The sequence below is a fragment of the Actinomyces sp. MRS3W genome (assembly GCF_032465695.1).
Taxonomy (GTDB): domain Bacteria; phylum Actinomycetota; class Actinomycetes; order Actinomycetales; family Actinomycetaceae; genus Actinomyces.
Window position 1 is genome coordinate 1 of record NZ_JAWDJJ010000278.1, and the last position, 17,759, is coordinate 17,759.

The following is a 17,759-nucleotide window of genomic DNA, read 5'->3' on the forward strand; positions in this document are numbered from 1 at the left end:
CAGGCGGGACGCCCGAGCCAAGGAGGCTCCTATGACCACTTCCGCCCCCACCCTGGCAGCCGACCACTCCGCAACCGAACCCACCGGGCACCTCGAGCTGCGCGACGTCGTCAAAGTCTTTTCCAACCGCGGCAAGGACGTGTACGCCGTACACGGGGTGAGCCTGGACGTCGCCCCCGGCGAGTTCATCACCTTCCTGGGGCCCTCCGGCTGCGGCAAGACCACCACGCTGCGCATGATCGCCGGGTTCGAGGACACCACCGCGGGCCAGGTGATCCTCGACGGGCAGAACATGGTGTCCCTGCCGCCCAACCGCCGCCCCATGTCCATGGTGTTCCAGTCCTACGCCCTGTTCCCGCACCTGTCCGTGCGCGACAACGTCGGCTACGGCCTCAAGCTGCGGCGCGTGCCCGAGGCGGAGATGCGCGAGCAGGTGGACGTGGCACTGACCTCCATGAACCTCATGTCGCTGGCGGATCGTGCCCCCAACGAGCTCTCCGGCGGACAGCAGCAGCGGGTGGCACTGGCGCGCGCCATGGTGGTGCAGCCCAAGGTGCTCCTCTTCGACGAGCCGCTGTCCAACCTGGATGCCAAGCTGCGCGTGCGCATGCGCCTGGAAATCCGCCGCCTGCAGCGGCGCATGGGCATCACCTCCATCTACGTCACCCACGATCAATCCGAGGCCATGACCATGTCCGACCGGATCGTGGTCATGAACGCGGGCCGCATCGAGCAGGTGGCCACCCCGGAGGAGATCTACCGGCGGCCGGCGTCGGTGTTCGTGGCGGACTTCATCGGCCGAGCCAACTTCCTCCAGGCGACGGCGCGGGACGTCGCCGCAGGGCACTGCGGGGTGCAGGTGCTGGGACGCGCCGTGGAAGCCCCCTGCCACGAAGGAGTGCGCGACGGCGATGACGTCACCGTGGTCGTGCGTCCGGAGTCGGTGCAGCTGGAGCCGCTGGAGGAAGCGCCCTCCGGCACGAGCGAGCTCGTGGGCGACCGGGGCCGCGTGCTGTCGGCCGTCTTCTACGGCGATCACGTGGAGTACGAGGTGGAGACGGCCGTCGGCACCATCGTGTGTGTGGAGTCCGACCCGGACGTGAGTACGGTGCACGCCGAAGGCGACGCCGTGCGCGTCGGCTTCGCCGCCTCCCGCGCCTGGGTCCTGCCCGAGCAGGGCGAGTAGCCGGCTCAGCACCGTCGGCCCGCCCGTACCTCTTCGCCGAGACCGGCACAAGTAACGTGCCGAAACCGGCACAAATGACGTGCCGAGACCGGTCAAGGACGGCTGGCGAATTGCAGCCAGCCGCCTATGAAGCGATCAGTTTCGTCACCGTCCTGTAACCTTCTGCCGTGACAGACAGACCCATCGGCGAATCCCACGCAGGTCCCGTCTCAGTCGGGCACCTGCACCAGGCTCTCCGCGTCGCGCTGTTGTCTGCCGGTCTGGCCTGCATGGTCGGATCCGCAATCAGCCCGTGGTACATCTGGTTCAAGAGCAGCTACTTCAGCGACATGGAGATCCTGAGCTTGGCGAGGCTACTCCTAGCTGTTCCAGAACGCCTGGGACCGTCAAGAATGTATGCGACTGTGGGAGTCCTGCTGACGATCAGCTTGTGGTTGTGCGCCCTGGTCCGGGTCGGCGCCGACAATGAACGCGCGGATGTCGGAATGGCTCTACTGACCGCACTCGCCGTACTCACACTGATCGCATGCCATGCGGCGCTCAGCAACGCCATCAATGCCACCGCAGGTGCTGGGCTGCCATTCATGCTGCTCGCGGCCACGTGCAGCGGGGTGTGTGCCGTGAAGCTACGCCGCTAGCGTTCACCCGCCGACAAGGCCGATAGGTTCGGCGCACGCCGGGTGCCCTTTTGCGGTGCGTCAGCCGGCGGCCGGTTGCCCGCCCGCGCCCTCCGCCATCGGGCCACTGACACCGTCTCCCTGACGGTTCGGCACTTCCCTTGACGGTTCGGCACTTCGCAGCAACGCTTCGGCACTTCCTTCGACGGTTCGGCACCCTAGCTGCCGAACCGTCGGCTGAAAGTACGAACCGTCAGCCGAACGTACGAACCGTCAGTTCAATGTCGGCTCAGAAATCCCAGTCCTCGTCCTGGGTGGCCTCGGCGGTACCGATGACGTAGGAGGAGCCGGAACCGGAGAAGAAGTCGTGGTTCTCATCCGCATTGGGGGACAGCGATGCCAGGATCGCCGGGTTGACGTCCGTGGTGTCGGCCGGGAAGAGCGCCTCGTAGCCGAGGTTCATGAGCGCCTTGTTGGCGTTGTACCGCAGGAACTTCTTGACGTCCGCGGTCAGCCCCAGCTCGTCGTAGAGGTCCTCGGTGTACTGCTCCTCGTTCTCGTACAGCTCCATGAGCAGCTCGAAGGTGTAGTCCTTGAGCTCCGCCTGGCGTTCCGGGGAGGACTCGCGCACGGCCAGCTGGTACTTGTACCCGATGTAGTAGCCGTGCACGGCCTCGTCGCGGATGATGAGGCGGATGAGGTCGGCGGTGTTGGTGAGCTTGGCGTGGGCCGACCAGTACATGGGGGCGTAGAAGCCGGAGTAGAACAGGAAGGATTCCAGCATGGTGGAGGCGACCTTGCGCTTCTCGGGGTCGTCACCGCGGTAATAGTCCAGGATGATGCGGGCCTTGCGCTGCAGGTTCTCGTTCTCCTCACTCCAGCGGAAGGCCTCATCGATCTCGGCGGTGGAAATGAGGGTGGAGAAGATCGAGGAGTAGGAGCGGGCATGCACCGACTCCATGAAGGCGATGTTGGTGTAGACCGCCTCCTCGTGCGGCGTGCGGGCATCGGGGATGAGGGAGACGGCGCCGACGGTGCCCTGGATGGTGTCCAGCAGGGTGAGCCCGGTGAACACGCGCGTGGTCATGTTCTTCTCGGCCTCGTTGAGGGTGGCCCACGACTGGACGTCGTTGGACAGCGGCACCTTCTCCGGGAGCCAGAAGTTGCCGGTGAGCCGATCCCAGACCTCCAGGTCCTTGTCGTCGACGAGGCGGTTCCAGTTGATGGCCTGGACGCGGTCGATGAGCTTGATGGGCTCAGGCATGGGATCCTCCCGGGTAGTGCTCGGCTGGGGTCATTCATGCTACCGACGACGGCGCCGCAGGGAACGCTCAGAGCCTGCAGCTGTCACTGTGTATCGCCCCACTGCCGCGGCGCCCCGTCTCGTTTTCCACGAGAACCAGTCGCAGGCGCTATCGGGCCTATCCGGGCTCGCTGCCTCACGGTAGAATTGTGAGACTCATCCGTTGGGCACGAGGAGGTGCAGCGGGATGAGTTCTCCTTCCACCCACGAGTCATCGTCACAAGCTCTCTCTTCACGGCAGCGTCTCTCACTCGCGGTACGACGACGTCAGACCATCGGAATCATCCTGGGCCTGACGCTGGCGGCCCTGACGTTCGCACTCTTCCCCGCCCACGCCGTCGATCAGGTCAACGCGGCCGCCATAGCCGCCGGCGATGAGGCCGCGTTCACCGACACCGGCCTACGCACCGTCGCGGCTGCCGCCGTCCTGCTCGGGTTGTGGTGGATGACCGAGGCGATCCCCCTGGCGGCCACCGCCCTGCTTCCTTTGGTCATCTTCCCGGCGTTTCAGGTCGCCGAGTTCAAAGAAGCGGCGGCGCCCTACGCCTCCGACACCATCTTCTTGTTCATGGGCGGGTTCATGCTGGCGCTGGCGATGCAGCGGTGGAACCTCCACCGGCGCATCGCTCTATGGGTGGTGCTGCGGGTGGGCACGCGGCCGCGCCTGCTCATCCTGGGATTCATGATTGCCACAGGCTTCCTGTCCATGTGGGTATCCAATACCGCCACAGCCGTCCTCATGCTACCGATCGGAACCTCCGTGCTGGGGCTGGTGTCATCGTTGCTCGGCGGCGAGAAGAAAATAAAGCGCCTTTCAACAGCGCTTATGCTCGCCATCGCCTATGCCGCTTCCATCGGTTCGGTCGGGACAATAATTGGCACGCCACCCAATGCCCTTCTCGTGGCCTACCTGTCGGAGACACACGGTATTCAAATCGGCTTTGGGAAATGGATGCTCATCGGAGTACCTCTCGCCATCGTGCTCATGGGCGTTGCCTGGTGGCTGTTGGTTTACGTGCTGTTCCGCCCGGAAATTGACGACATTCCGGGAGGACGGGCAGCAATCGAGGACGAGTGGCGCGAGCTGGGCCCCATGAGCAAAGCCGAGGTTCGCGTGGGCATCGTCTTCGTCATCACGGCAGCCAGTTGGGTGCTCGTCCCGCTCCTGTTGGAACGCACCGGATCCGCCCTTAACATCTCCGACGCCCAGATTGCCATGAGCAGCGCAGCGCTCCTGTTCCTCCTGCCAAGCGACCGCGCCCATGGCACCCGCCTGTTGGACTGGAACACCGCCAAACAGCTGCCCTGGGACGTGCTTCTGCTGTTCGGTGGCGGGCTGTCTTTATCGCACATGTTCTCTCAACTGGGCTTGTCGACCTGGATCGGCGAACAGGCAAAGGGGCTGAACGTCCTGCCTCCGGTCATGTTGATTGCCGCCGTGGCATTGCTGGTCATCCTGCTGACCGAGCTGACCTCCAACACTGCCACCGCGGCCGCCTTCCTGCCCATCATGGGCGGGGTGGCTATTGGAGTAGGGCTCACCGAGCAAACTCCCGCCAATGTCCTACTGCTCACGGCCCCCGTGGCCCTGGCCTCCACCCTCGCCTTCATGCTCCCGGTGGCCACCCCACCCAATGCCGTTGCCTACAGCTCGGGTTATATTCAGCTCGGCTCGATGGTCAAAACCGGAATCTGGCTCAACATCATTAGCGTGATACTGGTAACGCTCACCGTCGTCGGACTGGCGGTCCCAGTATTCGGGCTGCGGTTATAGAAGTGGCAGGGCATCGGTCAGCCCCAACGCGTCGTAGAGATGCTCCGCGGCCGGCTCATGCCCGGTCCGGGATGCGCGAGGAGCCGCACAAGCCCGGCCGGCCGATGCCTTAGCCTGGTGCCGCCCCGACATGCGACGATTGGATCTCCTGATGATCGAGTCTCACCCGATGCTGTCCCTCGTGCCGCCAATCCTGGCGATCTTGCTGGTCATAGGAACGAAGAAGGTCATCCCGTCTCTCGCCGTCGGCATTCTCACCGCTGCTTTTCTGATCGCCGACGGCGGCGTCGTCGCCACCCTGACCACAGTCTGGGCGGCCTTCTCCCAGATCTTCTGGTCCGAGGGGGAGCTGAACTCCTATTACATTCTCATCCTGGTCTTCCTGCTGACCCTCGGCGTCATCACCTCCCTCGTACTCATGTCCGGCGGCACCCAGGCCTTCGCCGAATGGGCGATGACACGGATCCGCACCCGGCGCGGCGCCCAGGTGCTCGCCGCCGCCCTGGGAACCGCGATCTTCGTCGACGACTACTTCAACGCCCTCGCCGTCGGCCAGGTCGCCCGTCCGGTCTCCGATCGCCAGCGGGTGTCGCGGGCGAAGCTCGCCTACCTCATCGACTCCTCCTCCGCGCCCGTCGCCGTACTCGCCCCCTTTTCGAGTTGGGGCGCCTCGATCATCGGCATCATGGGACCGATTGTTGCGGGCGTCGGCATCCAGGTCTCCGATGCCGGCGCCTTCATCCGATCCGCGGGGATGAACTACTACGCCATCGCCGTCCTCATCCTGCTGTGGATCACCGTCGTCTTCGAGATCGACTTCGGTCCGATGCGTCGCGAGGAGAGGCGCGCCGTCTCCACAGGCGGCCTGTACTCCCCCGACGAACAAATCCCGGGACAGCTCACCGATTCGCTGCCGCGCCACGAACCGGGGGCGATGCGTGCCCTCATCGTCCCCTTCGCCGTCCTAGTCGCCGGCGTCGTCGGCGGAATCCTCCTGACCGGCCACCATGCGTCCGGGTCATGGTCCATTCTCGACATGCTCGCCAGCACCGACGTGGCCCTCGCCCTCAACGTCGGCGGCGTCCTCGGGCTCGCCACCGCGGCCTTCTACTACTTCCACTTCACCCACGAAGACCCGTTGTTTGAAGCGAAGACCGCCGCCAGGGGCGTTGTCGAGGGCACCCGCTCGATGCTCCCCGCCATCGAAATCCTCCTGTGCGCCTGGATGCTCGGCTCGCTGATCTCCGAACTCGGTACGGGTGCCTACCTCGGATCTCTCGTCGAGTCGACGGCCGTCTCGGCCCGCTGGCTCATCCCCGTACTGTTCCTCATCGCCGGCGCCATGGCCTTCGCCACCGGCACCTCCTGGGGCTCCTTCGGCATTCTCCTGCCGATCGCCGGGGAGATCATGGGGGCGGTCGCGGACGGCGAGCAGTTCCTCATCCCCGCATTCGGCGCGGTCCTCGCGGGCGCCGTATGGGGCGATCACTGCTCTCCGATCTCGGATACGACGATCCTGTCGAGTACCGGCGCGGGCTGCAACCACATCACCCACGTCACCACGCAGCTGCCTTATGCGGGGGCTTGCGCGGGCGCGGCCTTGCTCGGATACGCAGCCTTCTCGGCGACGGGGTCCGGAATCCTCGGAGTTGCCATCACCGTCGCCGTGCTGATCGGCATGGCCCTGGCCGTCCGCGCATGGCTGCCGGTCATCGGCTCCACGAAGGAGGAGCCGGCGGCCGGCACCATCCTTGAGGAAACTGATTCCTGATCGCACCGAAGCAAAACACGCAATGCCAGTCACAGCGGTGCACGGCTTGCAGGCGCATTCAGGGAGGAGCCGGTGCGAGACGCAAGACGGTAGTCCTCCGGAACGCCGAGCCCAACAGCGGGTCGGGGCAGGTAAGCACGGCAGCCCGCAGTACCGCGCGCATGGTGCACCGTGGACAACGGCAGTCTTGGCACAATTGATGACGCCGTTTCCTCGTGAACTTGTTGAGAGGCCACAGCAGCATCACTGTGGCCTAATCTCTGTCCATGACCGAGACTCCCTCCGACATCCCCGCCGCCCAGTCCGGCGGTTCCACCCGCCACCCCACCGCCGTCGACGGCGTGGCCGAGCGCTACGTGGAGCGCCTGGCCGACCTCTCCCCCGAGTTCGCCGTGTCGGTTGGTCTGCCGGGGCGCCGTGGCGAGCTCGACGGCTATTCCCCGGACGCCCTTGATGCGCTCACCGAGCTGAACCGAAGCACGCTCACCGAACTGGAGACGGTCGCCCCCGCGGACGCCGTCGACCGCGTCACCCTCGCCGCCATGCGCGAGCGCCTGGGCATCTCCCTAGAACTGGCCGAGGCCGGCGAGACGCTGCGCCAGTTGGATAACATCGCCTCCCCCATCCAGAACCTGCGGGACCTGTTCGACAACCTGCCCACCGCCACCGAGGCCGACTGGGCCGACTTCGCCTCCTGCCTGCGCGACGTGCCGCGAGCGCTGGAGGAGTACGCCGACTCCCTGCGCCTGGCGGCCAGCCGCGGCGACGTGGCCGCGCGGCGCCAGGTGGAGGCCTGCATCGGTCAGGCCCGCGACCAGGCGGACGAGGCGTCCAGTTCCTATACGGCGCTCATCAACACCGCCACCACGGCCGACGGCTCGCCCCTGCCCGAAGCGCTGCAGACCGACCTGCGCGAGGCATCCGCCCGTGCCCGCGCCGCCTATGCCCGCGTGGCCGACTTCCTGGGTGAGGAGATTGCGCCGCATGCCAGCGACGTCGACGGCGTGGGTCGGGAACGCTATGTCCGCTTCAGTCGCGAGTTCCTGGGCGCCGTCGTCGACCTGGATGAGACCTACGAGTGGGGGCGCGAGCGCCTGGCGGCCATCGACGCCGAGCAGCGGGCGATCGCCGCGCAGCTGTACGGCGACGGGGTGAGCGTGCAGGAGGCCATGGAGCGGCTCAACGCCGATCCCACGCGCACCATCCACGGGACCGCCGCGCTGCAGGCGTGGATGCAGGAGACCGCGGACAGCGCCATCGCGGCGCTGGACGGCACGCACTTCGACATCCCGGCGCCGCTGCGCACCCTGGAGTGCCGGATCGCGCCGTCGGCCACCGGCGGCATCTACTACACCGGCCCGAGCGACGACTTCTCCCGCCCGGGGCGCATGTGGTGGTCGGTGCCGGAAGGGACGGACACCTTCGCCGCCTGGCAGGAGCGCACCACCGTCTTCCACGAGGGCGTGCCCGGGCACCACCTGCAGGTGGGCATGCAGACCTACGTGCGCGACGAGCTCAACTCCTGGCGCCGCCTGGCCTGCTGGGTCAGCGGTCACGGCGAGGGCTGGGCCCTGTACGCCGAGCAGCTCATGGCGGACCTCGGCTTCCAGGACGACCCCGGCGACCGCATGGGGGTGCTCGACTCCCAGCGGCTGCGGGCCGCGCGCGTCGTGCTCGACATCGGCGTGCACCTGGGCAAACGGCGGCCCCCGGAGCTGGCCGAACTGCCCGGGGTCGGCGACGGCGTGTGGGACGCCGACTCGGCCTGGGCCTTCCTGCGCCACAACGTGGCCATGACCGAGTCGTTCCTGCGCTTCGAGTTGGACCGCTACCTGGGCTGGCCCGGGCAGGCGCCGTCCTACGCCGTCGGGCAGCGGCTGTGGGAGGCGACCCGCGACGAGGCGCTCGGGCGCGGCCAGTCCTTGAAGGACTTCCACACCCGCGCCCTGCGCCTGGGCAGCGTGGGCCTGGACGTCATGCGCGAGGCGCTGGCCGAATAGGCGGGCGCGGCTGTTGCGGCCCGTCCCGGTCAGTGCGCCGAGTCGGGCCGCGGCCTCGCCTCAGCGCATTACTCCTCCCAAAACCCGGCAACGTCCACGACCCCGCCGGCGGCGTCGAAGTCGGCGCGCACCGCCTCGCGCAGGTCGGCGTCGTGCAGCCAGTCCAGGGCGACGGCGGCCAGCCCGTAGGCGCCGTCGACGGCGGCGGCATCGCCGGTGGGCGACCCGGCGGCCCGGGCCATCTCCCGGGTGTGCAGGGCGACGTCATCGCGGTCGGTGACGCGAATGAGCGGGTGGATGCCGGGCACGCGCAGCGAGACGTTGCCGAAGTCGGTGCCCGCGGCGATCGTCTCCGTCACCACCCCGGCGGGCAGTGGGTCGCGGCCGCGCACCCGCTGGGAGCGCACCCAGGCCTCCAGCAGCGGCCCGTTGGAACGCACCGGCATCTCATTGCTGTTGGTGTCGGTGATGATCTCCAGGCCCGTGCCGGTCATGAGCGCCGCCCCGCGCAGCAGGTCCTCCACGCGCCCCACCAGGTCCTTCAGCGTCTCGGGGTACTTGGAGCGGACCATGAGGTTGAGCTCGGTGCGCTCGGGGATGATATTGGCGACCTGCCCGCCGTCGTCGATCACCGCGTGGACCCGGTCCATGGGCAGGATCTGCTGCCGCAGCAGGCCCAGGCCGGTCAGCGCCAGGGTGGCGGCGTCCAGGGCGTTGCGCCCCATGAAGGGCTGGGAGGAGGCGTGGGAGGGGACGCCCGTGAAGACGGCGCTCATGCGGCGCACGCCCAGCCAGGTCTGATCGGTCAGGTCGTGGGCGTAGGCGTGGGTCTGGATGGCGGCGTCGACGCCGTCGAGCATGCCGCGCAGCGCCAGGACCTCCTTGGCGGTGTCCGACTCTTCGGCCGGGGTGGTCTGCAGGATGACGCGGCCGGGCAGGGCGCCGGGGCGACGGCGTTCGAGTTCGGCCAGGGCGAGGAAGGCACCCACGGAGTTGGCGCACATGACGTTGTGCCCGCAGCCGTGGCCGACGCCGGGCAGGGCGTCGTACTCGGCCAGGATCGCCATGGTGGGGGCATGGGGCCCCACGGCATCCGACCCGACGGCGGACGCTTGGGATGCGCCGCCGATTTCAGCCCGCAGGGCCGTGTCCATGCCGTACACGCCCACACGCGGGGTGACTCCATGGGCGCGCAGCAGCTCGGCGACGGCGGCGACCGCGTGATACTCGGCGTGACCGACCTCCGGGTGGGCATGGATATCGCGGGACAGGGCGACCAGCTCTGCGGCGAGGGAGTCGACGACGTCGGCCAGTTCCGCACGCACGGTCGCCTCGGCGCCGGCGTCCTCCGCCAGCGCGGGGGCGGGTCCGGCCGCGGCGGCGCGGGCGGCGGTCTCCTCGGCCATGCGCTCCTGTACGGCGGAGCAGGGCGTTGTGGGACGGGAGAGGTCGCGGATGGGACGATTCATGGCGCTGATTGTGCCGCGTGCCAGGTCGCACTCGCCACGGCCCGGCAAAACACGACCCCCGGGTACATTTCACGACCCCCGTGCGGTCGTGAATTGCACCCCAAGGTCCTGAAACGCACCCCAAGGTCGTGAAATGTCTCCCGGCACCATGCCATAGCAAGTAGCCCGAGGCCCACACATGTCCACCAGATCCAGTGCCACCCCGCCCTTGCCGCTAGCATCGCGCTTATGAGTACTTCGGAGGACGGGAATCCCCGCCGACTACTCGCCGGACTCGGTATCAGCGACGCCGCCGAATCCCTATACCTATCGCTGCTGGACGGCGCATTCCACGCCGCAGATTCCGATGATTCCACCCTTACCGAGCTGATTGACGCGGAGCTCGTCGCCATCTCCGACGGGGTCGTCAACCCACGCTCAGCAGCCCGCGCGCTGCGCGATGTGGAACAGCGGCACCGAGAGGATGCACGCCGCGCTGAGGCTGCCGCCCTTGAGCTGGACCTGCTCGAGCAGGGCGGCCAGCGCGCAGTGGAGACGACCCGTTCCCCGCAACGCGCTATCGCCATGTTCAACCAACTCTTCGCCACCGCCCGCGTCGAGTTCCGCGGAATGGATCGCGCGCCGTACCTGACCTCCTTGGGAAAACAGGCGAGCATGCAGCCGGAGTCATTGCGTCGAGGTATCCGCCACCGCGCCCTGTACGAGATGACCTCCCTGCACGATCCCGGCTATTTCCAGGTTGTGGCGGCATCGCTCCGCCAAGGCGAAGAGGCGCGTTTTGTGGAGCGTCTTCCCTTCCGACTACTCCTCGCCGACGACACGACTGCCCTGGTGCTACGCCAGGGACACGACGACGTCGTCACCACCCGCATCACCGAACCCGAGCTGGTAGAGACCTTCGGCGCCCTATTCGAGCACCTGTGGGACCAGGCAGTGCCCATACCGCGGTCATCGGCCCTCGATGAGGCGCTGCCGCGTAACCGCGAACTGGTATGGATGCTCGCCTCCGGAATGACCGATGAGGCCATTGCGCGTCAACTCGGCGTGAGCTTACGGACGGTAGCCCGACGGGTCGCAGAATTGAATCACCTCCTGGGAGCTCAGAGCCGTTTTCAGTTGGGAATGCAGGCGGTGCGGCTGGGGTGGCTGCCACACTCCGAGAACCCACCCAACGATACCCACTCGGGGTGACGCATCTATGTCATGGCAGATTGCCGCCACCCGCTGCTGACAAGTCAGTTGCCTGTCTCGTGTTTCGATGAAAGCCGTCCGCATTTTTCAGTGCGGAGTTCACCGAAATACTTGAAGGGATTGAATTGATGAAGGCGCTCCGCTCGCTCGCTTGCGCCGGGGTCCTCGCGCTCGCCGCCATGACTCCGGGCGCTGTCGCACTATCCGACGTCGGTCATGCGGACACTGCGGCACCCATCGCCGACAGCAGCGTCGGCGAGCCCACCGACGTCGCCCCCGTCTATCAGGCGGCAGCCCTCGACGACTCCGCGGCTCAGGCGACCTGCGCCGGATCCATCACCTCCGTTACCTGGCGGGAAGGCACCCACGTATCCGGCGGCGTGTATGAATCCGACGCCTCCGGCCTGGCTCGCGCCGACCTCACTTGGACCGCGCCCGCCTCCGCGAGCGCCGGGGACAGCTTCACGCTGACTCTGCCCGACGAGTTGGAGAACCGCGGCCCAAGCTCCTTCGACCTGACGGCGCCCGACGGCACGGTGGTTGGTACGGCCACCTGGTCCGGGAAAACACTCAACTTCGTCCTGTCCGAGTACGCCGACACCTACGGCGACATCACCGGCACAGCCTGGGTGACTCTCGGCTGGGACCAGAGTCAGGTCGATTCCTCCGGCGCCAGCTACACACTCAGCTTCGACTCCTGCGGTCAGACCTTCAATCTTCCGGGAACCTATGTGGGGCCGGGGCCTTCCGGCGTCGACCAGGCCAGCGATAAGACCGGCGTTTACGACGCCGACACCTCCAGCGCCATGTGGGTCGTGTACGTCGGTACCACCACGCAGGATGTGTATGAACCGCTCATTGTTGAGGACCTCGGCGGCGAGGGACTGACTCTGACCTGCGATGGCGCGACGATTTACGACCGGACTCCCTATCCGCACAACGCTGTCGTCTATGACCATGAGATCGACTCCAGCCGCTGGTCCTGCACTGAGACCAGTGGCGGGGGCGTTCGCATCGTCTTCAGCCCCATGGCCGACGGGCGCTACCAGCCCGCCCACGAGTCGCTTGCCATTCAGCTCAATGCCGCCGTCGGGCCGGAAGTCGCGGACCTGGACGAGCTCGTCAACACCGCCACGATCTCGGTAGCCGAGGACGGGGAGCCGACGACGGTCGTCGGGCGCGTGGAGCTGCCCAACAGTGGCGGGTCGGGATCCGGGCACCGGGCCTCCTTCACGATCGAGAAGCTCACCACCGGAAGCGCGGCGCCAGAGGATGCCACCTACCAGTTCTCCTACAAGTGCTTGTCCGCCGACTTCATCGATTTGCCGGCGATTCAGGCCGGTGAGGTCACCACGCCGGTGACGACCAAGTCCTCGGCCACGTGCCAAATCGTCGAGAAGGATCTGCCCGAGGGGGTCAGCGTCTCCTACAAGGTGGAGGGGGCGACGGCGACACCCACCGAGAACGGGGTTTCGCTCACCTTCCCGGTCGATGCGGCTGCGACGGTGACGATTGTGGCCACCAACGCCTTCCCGGATGAGCCCGAGCCGACGCCGGAACCCACCGACGAGCCCACACCGGAACCCACCGACGAGCCAACGCCGGAACCCACCAATGAGCCCACGATGGCGCCCACACCCAACACCGGTGCCACGCCGGGATCACCGACGCCTCCCGCGGCTCAGCCCTCAACCGGGCCGGCTTCAACACCGACGTCGCACGGCAAACTCGCCAAGACCGGTGCAAGTGCCTCCTCGTTGGTAGCGATCGCCGCAGCACTTGTGCTCGCGGGTGTCTCCGTCTCGGTTGCACGCAAACGCGCCTAACCCGACGGTCACGCCCACGCCGTCGGCGGCCCTGAGACGAGGCGCGTGACACCGACGCCCGGCTCGTTCATCCATGCACGAGCCGGGCGTCACGCGTGCGGTCGGCAATCGCCCCACCGCAACCGCCCGGGCTCCGGCGGCGCCGTCCACGCGATAATCGCCCCATGCCCGCCTCGCCGATCATCCGCACTGGCTCCCCCGAGACACTGCTCGCTGAGCTCATGGGCCGTCTGGAAGACCGCTCGCGCGAGAACCGCCTGCCTCATGCAGGCGCCGTCGCCACTCACCGCACCCGCTCCGACGGCAACGGCGCCAATGCCTGCAACGGCGGCCGCGTCGTCGTCGGGCTGACCGGGGCGCCCGGGGCGGGCAAGTCGACGCTCGCCGCATCCCTGGAGGAGCAGCTGCGGGACCGGGGCCTGCTTGCCGGCGCCGTGCCCATGGATGGATTCCACATGTCCAACGCGGTCCTGGATGCGTTGGGGCGCCACGGCCGCAAGGGCGCCCCCGACACCTTCGACACCGCCGGCTACCTGGTCACTTTAGACCGGGTGCGCGCACAGGGCTGCCCGGATGTCCTGGCACCCATCTACCGGCGGGATCTGCATGAACCGGTCGCCGCGGGCACGCTGGTGCGCGGCCCGGGTGTGGTCGTCACCGAGGGCAATTACCTGGCGCTGGACTCCGGCGGCTGGGAAGAGGTCCGAACCCGGATCGATGTGCTCGTTTTCCTCGAGGTGCCCGAGGCGGAACTCATCACCCGGCTGGTGGCCCGGCACCGCGACTTTGGGCGCAGCGCCGCCGACGCCGGGCACTGGGTGCGCACCGTGGACGTGCCCAACGCGCGGCTCGTGGCCGCCTGCGCGCCCCGCTGCGACGAGGTCTGGCGCGTGCGGCCACCCGCCGCCCATTGAACCGGCTTCCCGGCAGGCCGCATCTGCTTGCTTCAGCGTAGGGATTGTCGCCCTCGCCAGCCAGCCCTCAGGCAGTCCTCCGGCCACGGTCGGTGCCCTTGCGCGCATTTGTGCGCCCGCACCGAGCCCATCCTCATCCGCGGTCAATACGCTCCACAAGGCGGCACTCGAATAGCCGGGTGCCCTCACCTCAGGAGGAGAATTCCAATGGCTCATGTGAAGGCGAAGGCGCTGCTGACCACATCCGCACTGGTGGCGGCGACCGCCGCAATCGGCACGGCCGCCTCAGACCCCAAGGGAAAGTACTACGCGGGGCTAAAGAAGCCTGACTGGAATCCGCCCAACGAGGCCTTCCCCATCGCCTGGACCACCCTGTACACGGATATCGCGCTCACCACCGGCCTCACCCTGGCCGACCTGTGGGAGGCCGGCCGCCTCACGGGCAGCAACCGGGAGGCCAAGCGCTTCCTGGCGGCGACCGCCACGAACCTGGCAATCAACGGCGGCTGGAGTTGGGCATTCTTCCGGGCCAAGCAGCCGGCGCTGTCCGCCGTCTGGGCCGGCGTCCTCGCTGCCAGCTCGGCCGACCTGACCCGCCGGGTCTTCAAGGTCAGCAAGGCGCGCGGCGTGGTTCTGGCGCCGTACGCGGCCTGGACCGCCTTCGCCACCGCCCTGTCCTGCGCCATCTGGAAGCTCAACGACTGACCCGGCACCGCCCCCGGTGGCCTTCACGGCATGGTGACTTCGACCTGCCCCACCCGCCGGCCGTCCATGGAGACCACCTTGAGGCGCAGCTCCTCCCAGACGACGACGTCGTCGACCTGCGGCACCCGCCCCAGCTCGGCCATGAGGAAGCCACCGAGGGTGTCGAAGGGCCCGGGCGGCAAAGTGCGGTCGAGCGCCTTGGCGAAGTCGGCGCGCGAGATGAGCCCCTCAATCATGACGCCGTCGCCGTGGCGCACCACTGCGGGCTGCTCGCGGTCGTACTCGTCGGCGATCTGCCCGGTGAATTCCTCGACGACGTCCTCCAGTGTGACGATTCCGTCCGTCCCGCCGTACTCGTCGACGACGAGCGCGATATGGGCGTGGGCGGCGCGCATCTGTGTGAGGGCGGACAGGACGGGCACGGTCGCGGGGAGCACAAGGAGGCGGCGGGCCAGCTCCCCGACGCTGCGGGAGTCGTCGCCGGGGGTGATGAGGTCCCGCAGATGGACGTACCCGACGACGTCGTCGTCATCCCGGCCTCGCCGCACCGGGTAGCGCGAGTGCGTGAGCGTGGAGAGGGCGCTGCGGGCGCAGCCCACCGACAGGTCGGCAGAGACGAACTCAACCTCGGTGCGGGGCGTCATGACTTCCGCGACCGTGCGCTCCCCCACCGACAGCAGATCCACCACCATCGCCCGCTCCGCGGGGCCGAGGCTCTCCTGCGCCTGGACGAGGGTGCGCAGTTCCCCTAGCCCCACGGATTCGATCTGCGCCGCGGGGTCGCGCCCCATCAGTCGCAGCAGTCCGTTCGTGGATACCCCCAGCAGCCAGATGACCGGGCGCAGGATGGCGGTGATCGCGGCGATCGGGCGGGCCACGAGTAGGGCGACGGTCTGGGCGGACTGCATGGCAATGCGCTTGGGGACGAGTTCGCCGACGACGATGGACAGGTAGGCGATGAGCAGAGTGATGGCGACGAAGGCGATGGAGGCCGCCGCCGCCCGGTTCAGCCCCACGGAGGTCAGCATCGGCTCCAGCGCGGGCGCGATCTGCGCGGCCCCGAAGGATGCGGAGAAAAACCCGGCGATGGTCACGCCGACCTGAACGGCGGAGAGGAACTGGTTGGAGTCCGCGGTCAGGTGCTTGACGATCCGTCCGGTCGCGCTGCGCTTGGCCATGTCATCGACCTGGGCCGGGCGCAACGACACAAGCGCCATCTCGGAGGCGGAGAAGAAGGCGCCGATGAGCGTAAACAATATGACGAGCAGGCAGTTGCGCAGCAACGGGTCCATGCCTACATTCTCGCGCCTCCCACCGAGTTCCGCTGCCCCACTGTCTGGTCACCGCACATCCCTGCACGAATTGTTAACCCACAAGTCCGTTTCCTGCACGTTCACTAATAAAACAGTGAGAGTACGCTCAACTGAATGCGCGGCCTCGCAAGGAAAAGTATAGGAGAATACTGAGGGGAACGCAAAACTCTGTATGCATAAATGCTGGGAGAGGTTTACTGGTCCTGTCACCGATCCTCTGCGGGATCGCCAACCATAACCAGGCAGGAGTCGAGTACCATGACCGCGCATAACTTTGTTGTCGTGACCTTTGCGGAGTCCAGTAAGGCCTACGAGGCGCTCAGCGATATCCGCCAGGCGGCACAGGCGGACAGAATTGTTGTCCCGGCGGCCATCATCGCCGAACGGGAGCCGAGTGGACACCTGCATCTGGCTGAGGGCGAGGATGCCCGCATCGGCGACGGCGCTTTCTCCGGCGGGCTCATTGGCATGCTCGTCGGCATTCTGGGAGGCCCGTTGGGAATGCTGCTGGGCTGGGGCGCGGGCGCCCTGGCAGGAGGATTCGTCGACGTGGAACGGGTCAATCGGGCGGAGACCGCCATCGGCGAGTTCAGCTCGCGTCTGCCCGCCGGTACGACGGCGATTTTCGCCGAGGCCAGGGAGTATGCGCCCGAGGTTCTGGATGGGCTCGTCGCCCCGCTCGGCGGCGTGGTGGTGCGGCGTCCCGCGGCGGAGGTTCTCACCGAGCTCGAGGCGGCACAGGCAGCCACAGAGGCCGCCCACCGCGAAGCCTCACGCGTCATGCGCGAGGAGCGTCGCCGCGAGCGCAAGGAAGCTTGGGAGGAACGCGTCGCCCGCCTCAAGGAGCGCTTCCAGCGCAAGGGCTGAGCTGAACGTCAAGCGCCGGAGCCGGGACCTGCACAACCGCAGCGCCCGGCTCCGGCCGCTGCCCCGAAACGCAACGTCACCGAAACCGGCACTAATAACGCACCGAAACCGGCACTTGTGACGTGCCCAAACCGGCACTAATGACATGCCGAGACCGGTCGAAACGGCTGAGGGTTGCCTAAGCTCGGGAGGCCGTGGGCGCTTGGGCCCCGGTAGATCTCGGGGCTCCGGCCCAGAGTCATCCGCCACATGATCCACACCTCCCACCATCCGGGAGACCCTGCGGACCCAAGCGCAGACTCAGACTCAGACTCGAACTCGTGCTTGAGCTCCGAGAGATAGCCAAGAAGAGGATGAGTGCGGGCCCACCCCGGTGTTACGAACACGTGTTCGCGCCAGACGCACGAGTTTTGGAGTTCTGCACTGTCTAGATACCTGCATATCTCCAAAACTCGTGTACATGACGGAAAACCGTGTCTGTGCCACCAAGTCGTGCGCGTGGCACCAAGCTCGCACGCGGCCGATGACGACGTCGAGCGCATCAGCGCACGGCACCATCCCCCGGCCACAGCCGCGGACACGACCAATCCAACGACGGATGGACGTAGGCACCTCAGCACCGGCACGCACCCCGCACCAACCACCACAACCACACCGAGGGCTGCCCACACGCCATTAGTGCCGGTCTCGACACGTCATTAGTGCCGGTCTCGACACGTCATTAGTGCCGGTCTCGGCACGTCACAAGTGCCGGTCTCGGCACGTCACAAGTGCCGGTCTCGGCACGTCACAAGTGCCGGTCTCGGCACGTCACAAGTGCCGG

At 67.2% G+C, this 17,759-nt stretch carries 13 protein-coding genes; 10 read left to right on the top strand and 3 right to left on the bottom strand.

Annotated features, from left to right (window positions below; all coding sequences use genetic code 11):
• Positions 1 to 31: 31 nt before the first annotated feature.
• Together RWX45_RS10665 and RWX45_RS10670 are read left to right on the top strand one after the other, a co-directional pair.
• The gene (locus tag RWX45_RS10665) at positions 32 to 1,186 is read left to right on the top strand and encodes an ABC transporter ATP-binding protein (protein ID WP_316023703.1); all 1,155 of its coding nucleotides are present in this window, start codon (positions 32 to 34) and stop codon (positions 1,184 to 1,186) included.
• Between the two features lie 167 nt (positions 1,187 to 1,353).
• On the top strand, positions 1,354 to 1,824 hold the full coding sequence (locus RWX45_RS10670; RefSeq protein WP_316023704.1) for a hypothetical protein: 471 nt from the start codon (positions 1,354 to 1,356) through the stop codon (positions 1,822 to 1,824).
• Positions 1,825 to 2,092: 268 nt separating this feature from the next.
• On the opposite strand, the gene nrdF is transcribed toward RWX45_RS10670, so the two are convergent.
• Positions 2,093 to 3,067 carry a class 1b ribonucleoside-diphosphate reductase subunit beta gene (gene nrdF, locus RWX45_RS10675; RefSeq protein ID WP_316023705.1) on the bottom strand — a complete coding sequence of 325 codons (975 nt, stop codon included), beginning with the start codon at positions 3,065 to 3,067 and terminating at the stop codon, positions 2,093 to 2,095.
• Positions 3,068 to 3,293: 226 nt separating this feature from the next.
• Between nrdF and RWX45_RS10680 the strand changes: the two genes are divergently transcribed.
• The 3 genes from RWX45_RS10680 (at position 3,294) to RWX45_RS10690 (ending at position 8,651) form a co-directional block, all read left to right on the top strand.
• Positions 3,294 to 4,880, top strand: coding sequence for a DASS family sodium-coupled anion symporter (locus RWX45_RS10680; protein WP_316023706.1), 1,587 nt, complete (start codon positions 3,294 to 3,296; stop codon positions 4,878 to 4,880).
• Between the two features lie 151 nt (positions 4,881 to 5,031).
• A complete protein-coding gene (locus RWX45_RS10685) occupies positions 5,032 to 6,651 on the top strand; it encodes a Na+/H+ antiporter NhaC family protein (protein ID WP_316023707.1) in 1,620 nt (539 codons plus the stop codon).
• A 266-nt stretch (positions 6,652 to 6,917) separates the two neighbouring features.
• On the top strand, positions 6,918 to 8,651 hold the full coding sequence (locus tag RWX45_RS10690; RefSeq protein WP_316023708.1) for a DUF885 domain-containing protein: 1,734 nt from the start codon (positions 6,918 to 6,920) through the stop codon (positions 8,649 to 8,651).
• A 68-nt stretch (positions 8,652 to 8,719) separates the two neighbouring features.
• On the opposite strand, the gene RWX45_RS10695 is transcribed toward RWX45_RS10690, so the two are convergent.
• Positions 8,720 to 10,120: an amidohydrolase gene (locus RWX45_RS10695; protein WP_316023709.1), complete on the bottom strand. Its 1,401-nt coding sequence runs from the start codon at positions 10,118 to 10,120 to the stop codon at positions 8,720 to 8,722.
• Positions 10,121 to 10,348: 228 nt separating this feature from the next.
• On the opposite strand from RWX45_RS10695, the gene RWX45_RS10700 reads away from it, so the two are divergent.
• The 4 genes from RWX45_RS10700 to RWX45_RS10715 all read left to right on the top strand — a co-directional run bounded on the left by RWX45_RS10700 (position 10,349) and on the right by RWX45_RS10715 (position 14,756).
• Positions 10,349 to 11,311, top strand: a complete 963-nt coding sequence (locus tag RWX45_RS10700) for a LuxR C-terminal-related transcriptional regulator (protein ID WP_316023710.1) — start codon at positions 10,349 to 10,351, stop codon at positions 11,309 to 11,311.
• Positions 11,312 to 11,439: 128 nt separating this feature from the next.
• Entirely contained in the window at positions 11,440 to 13,137 is a 1,698-nt protein-coding gene (locus RWX45_RS10705) for an Ig-like domain-containing protein (protein WP_316023711.1), read from the top strand.
• Positions 13,138 to 13,301: 164 nt separating this feature from the next.
• Positions 13,302 to 14,051, top strand: coding sequence for a phosphoribulokinase (locus RWX45_RS10710; RefSeq protein ID WP_316023712.1), 750 nt, complete (start codon positions 13,302 to 13,304; stop codon positions 14,049 to 14,051).
• Between the two features lie 207 nt (positions 14,052 to 14,258).
• Positions 14,259 to 14,756 carry a TspO/MBR family protein gene (locus RWX45_RS10715; protein ID WP_316023713.1) on the top strand — a complete coding sequence of 166 codons (498 nt, stop codon included), beginning with the start codon at positions 14,259 to 14,261 and terminating at the stop codon, positions 14,754 to 14,756.
• Between the two features lie 23 nt (positions 14,757 to 14,779).
• On the opposite strand, the gene RWX45_RS10720 is transcribed toward RWX45_RS10715, so the two are convergent.
• Entirely contained in the window at positions 14,780 to 16,048 is a 1,269-nt protein-coding gene (locus RWX45_RS10720) for a hemolysin family protein (protein ID WP_316023714.1), read from the bottom strand.
• 279 nt (positions 16,049 to 16,327) lie between these two features.
• Between RWX45_RS10720 and RWX45_RS10725 the strand changes: the two genes are divergently transcribed.
• A complete protein-coding gene (locus tag RWX45_RS10725; protein WP_316023715.1) occupies positions 16,328 to 16,936 on the top strand; it encodes a DUF1269 domain-containing protein in 609 nt (202 codons plus the stop codon).
• Positions 16,937 to 17,759 lie beyond the last annotated feature (823 nt).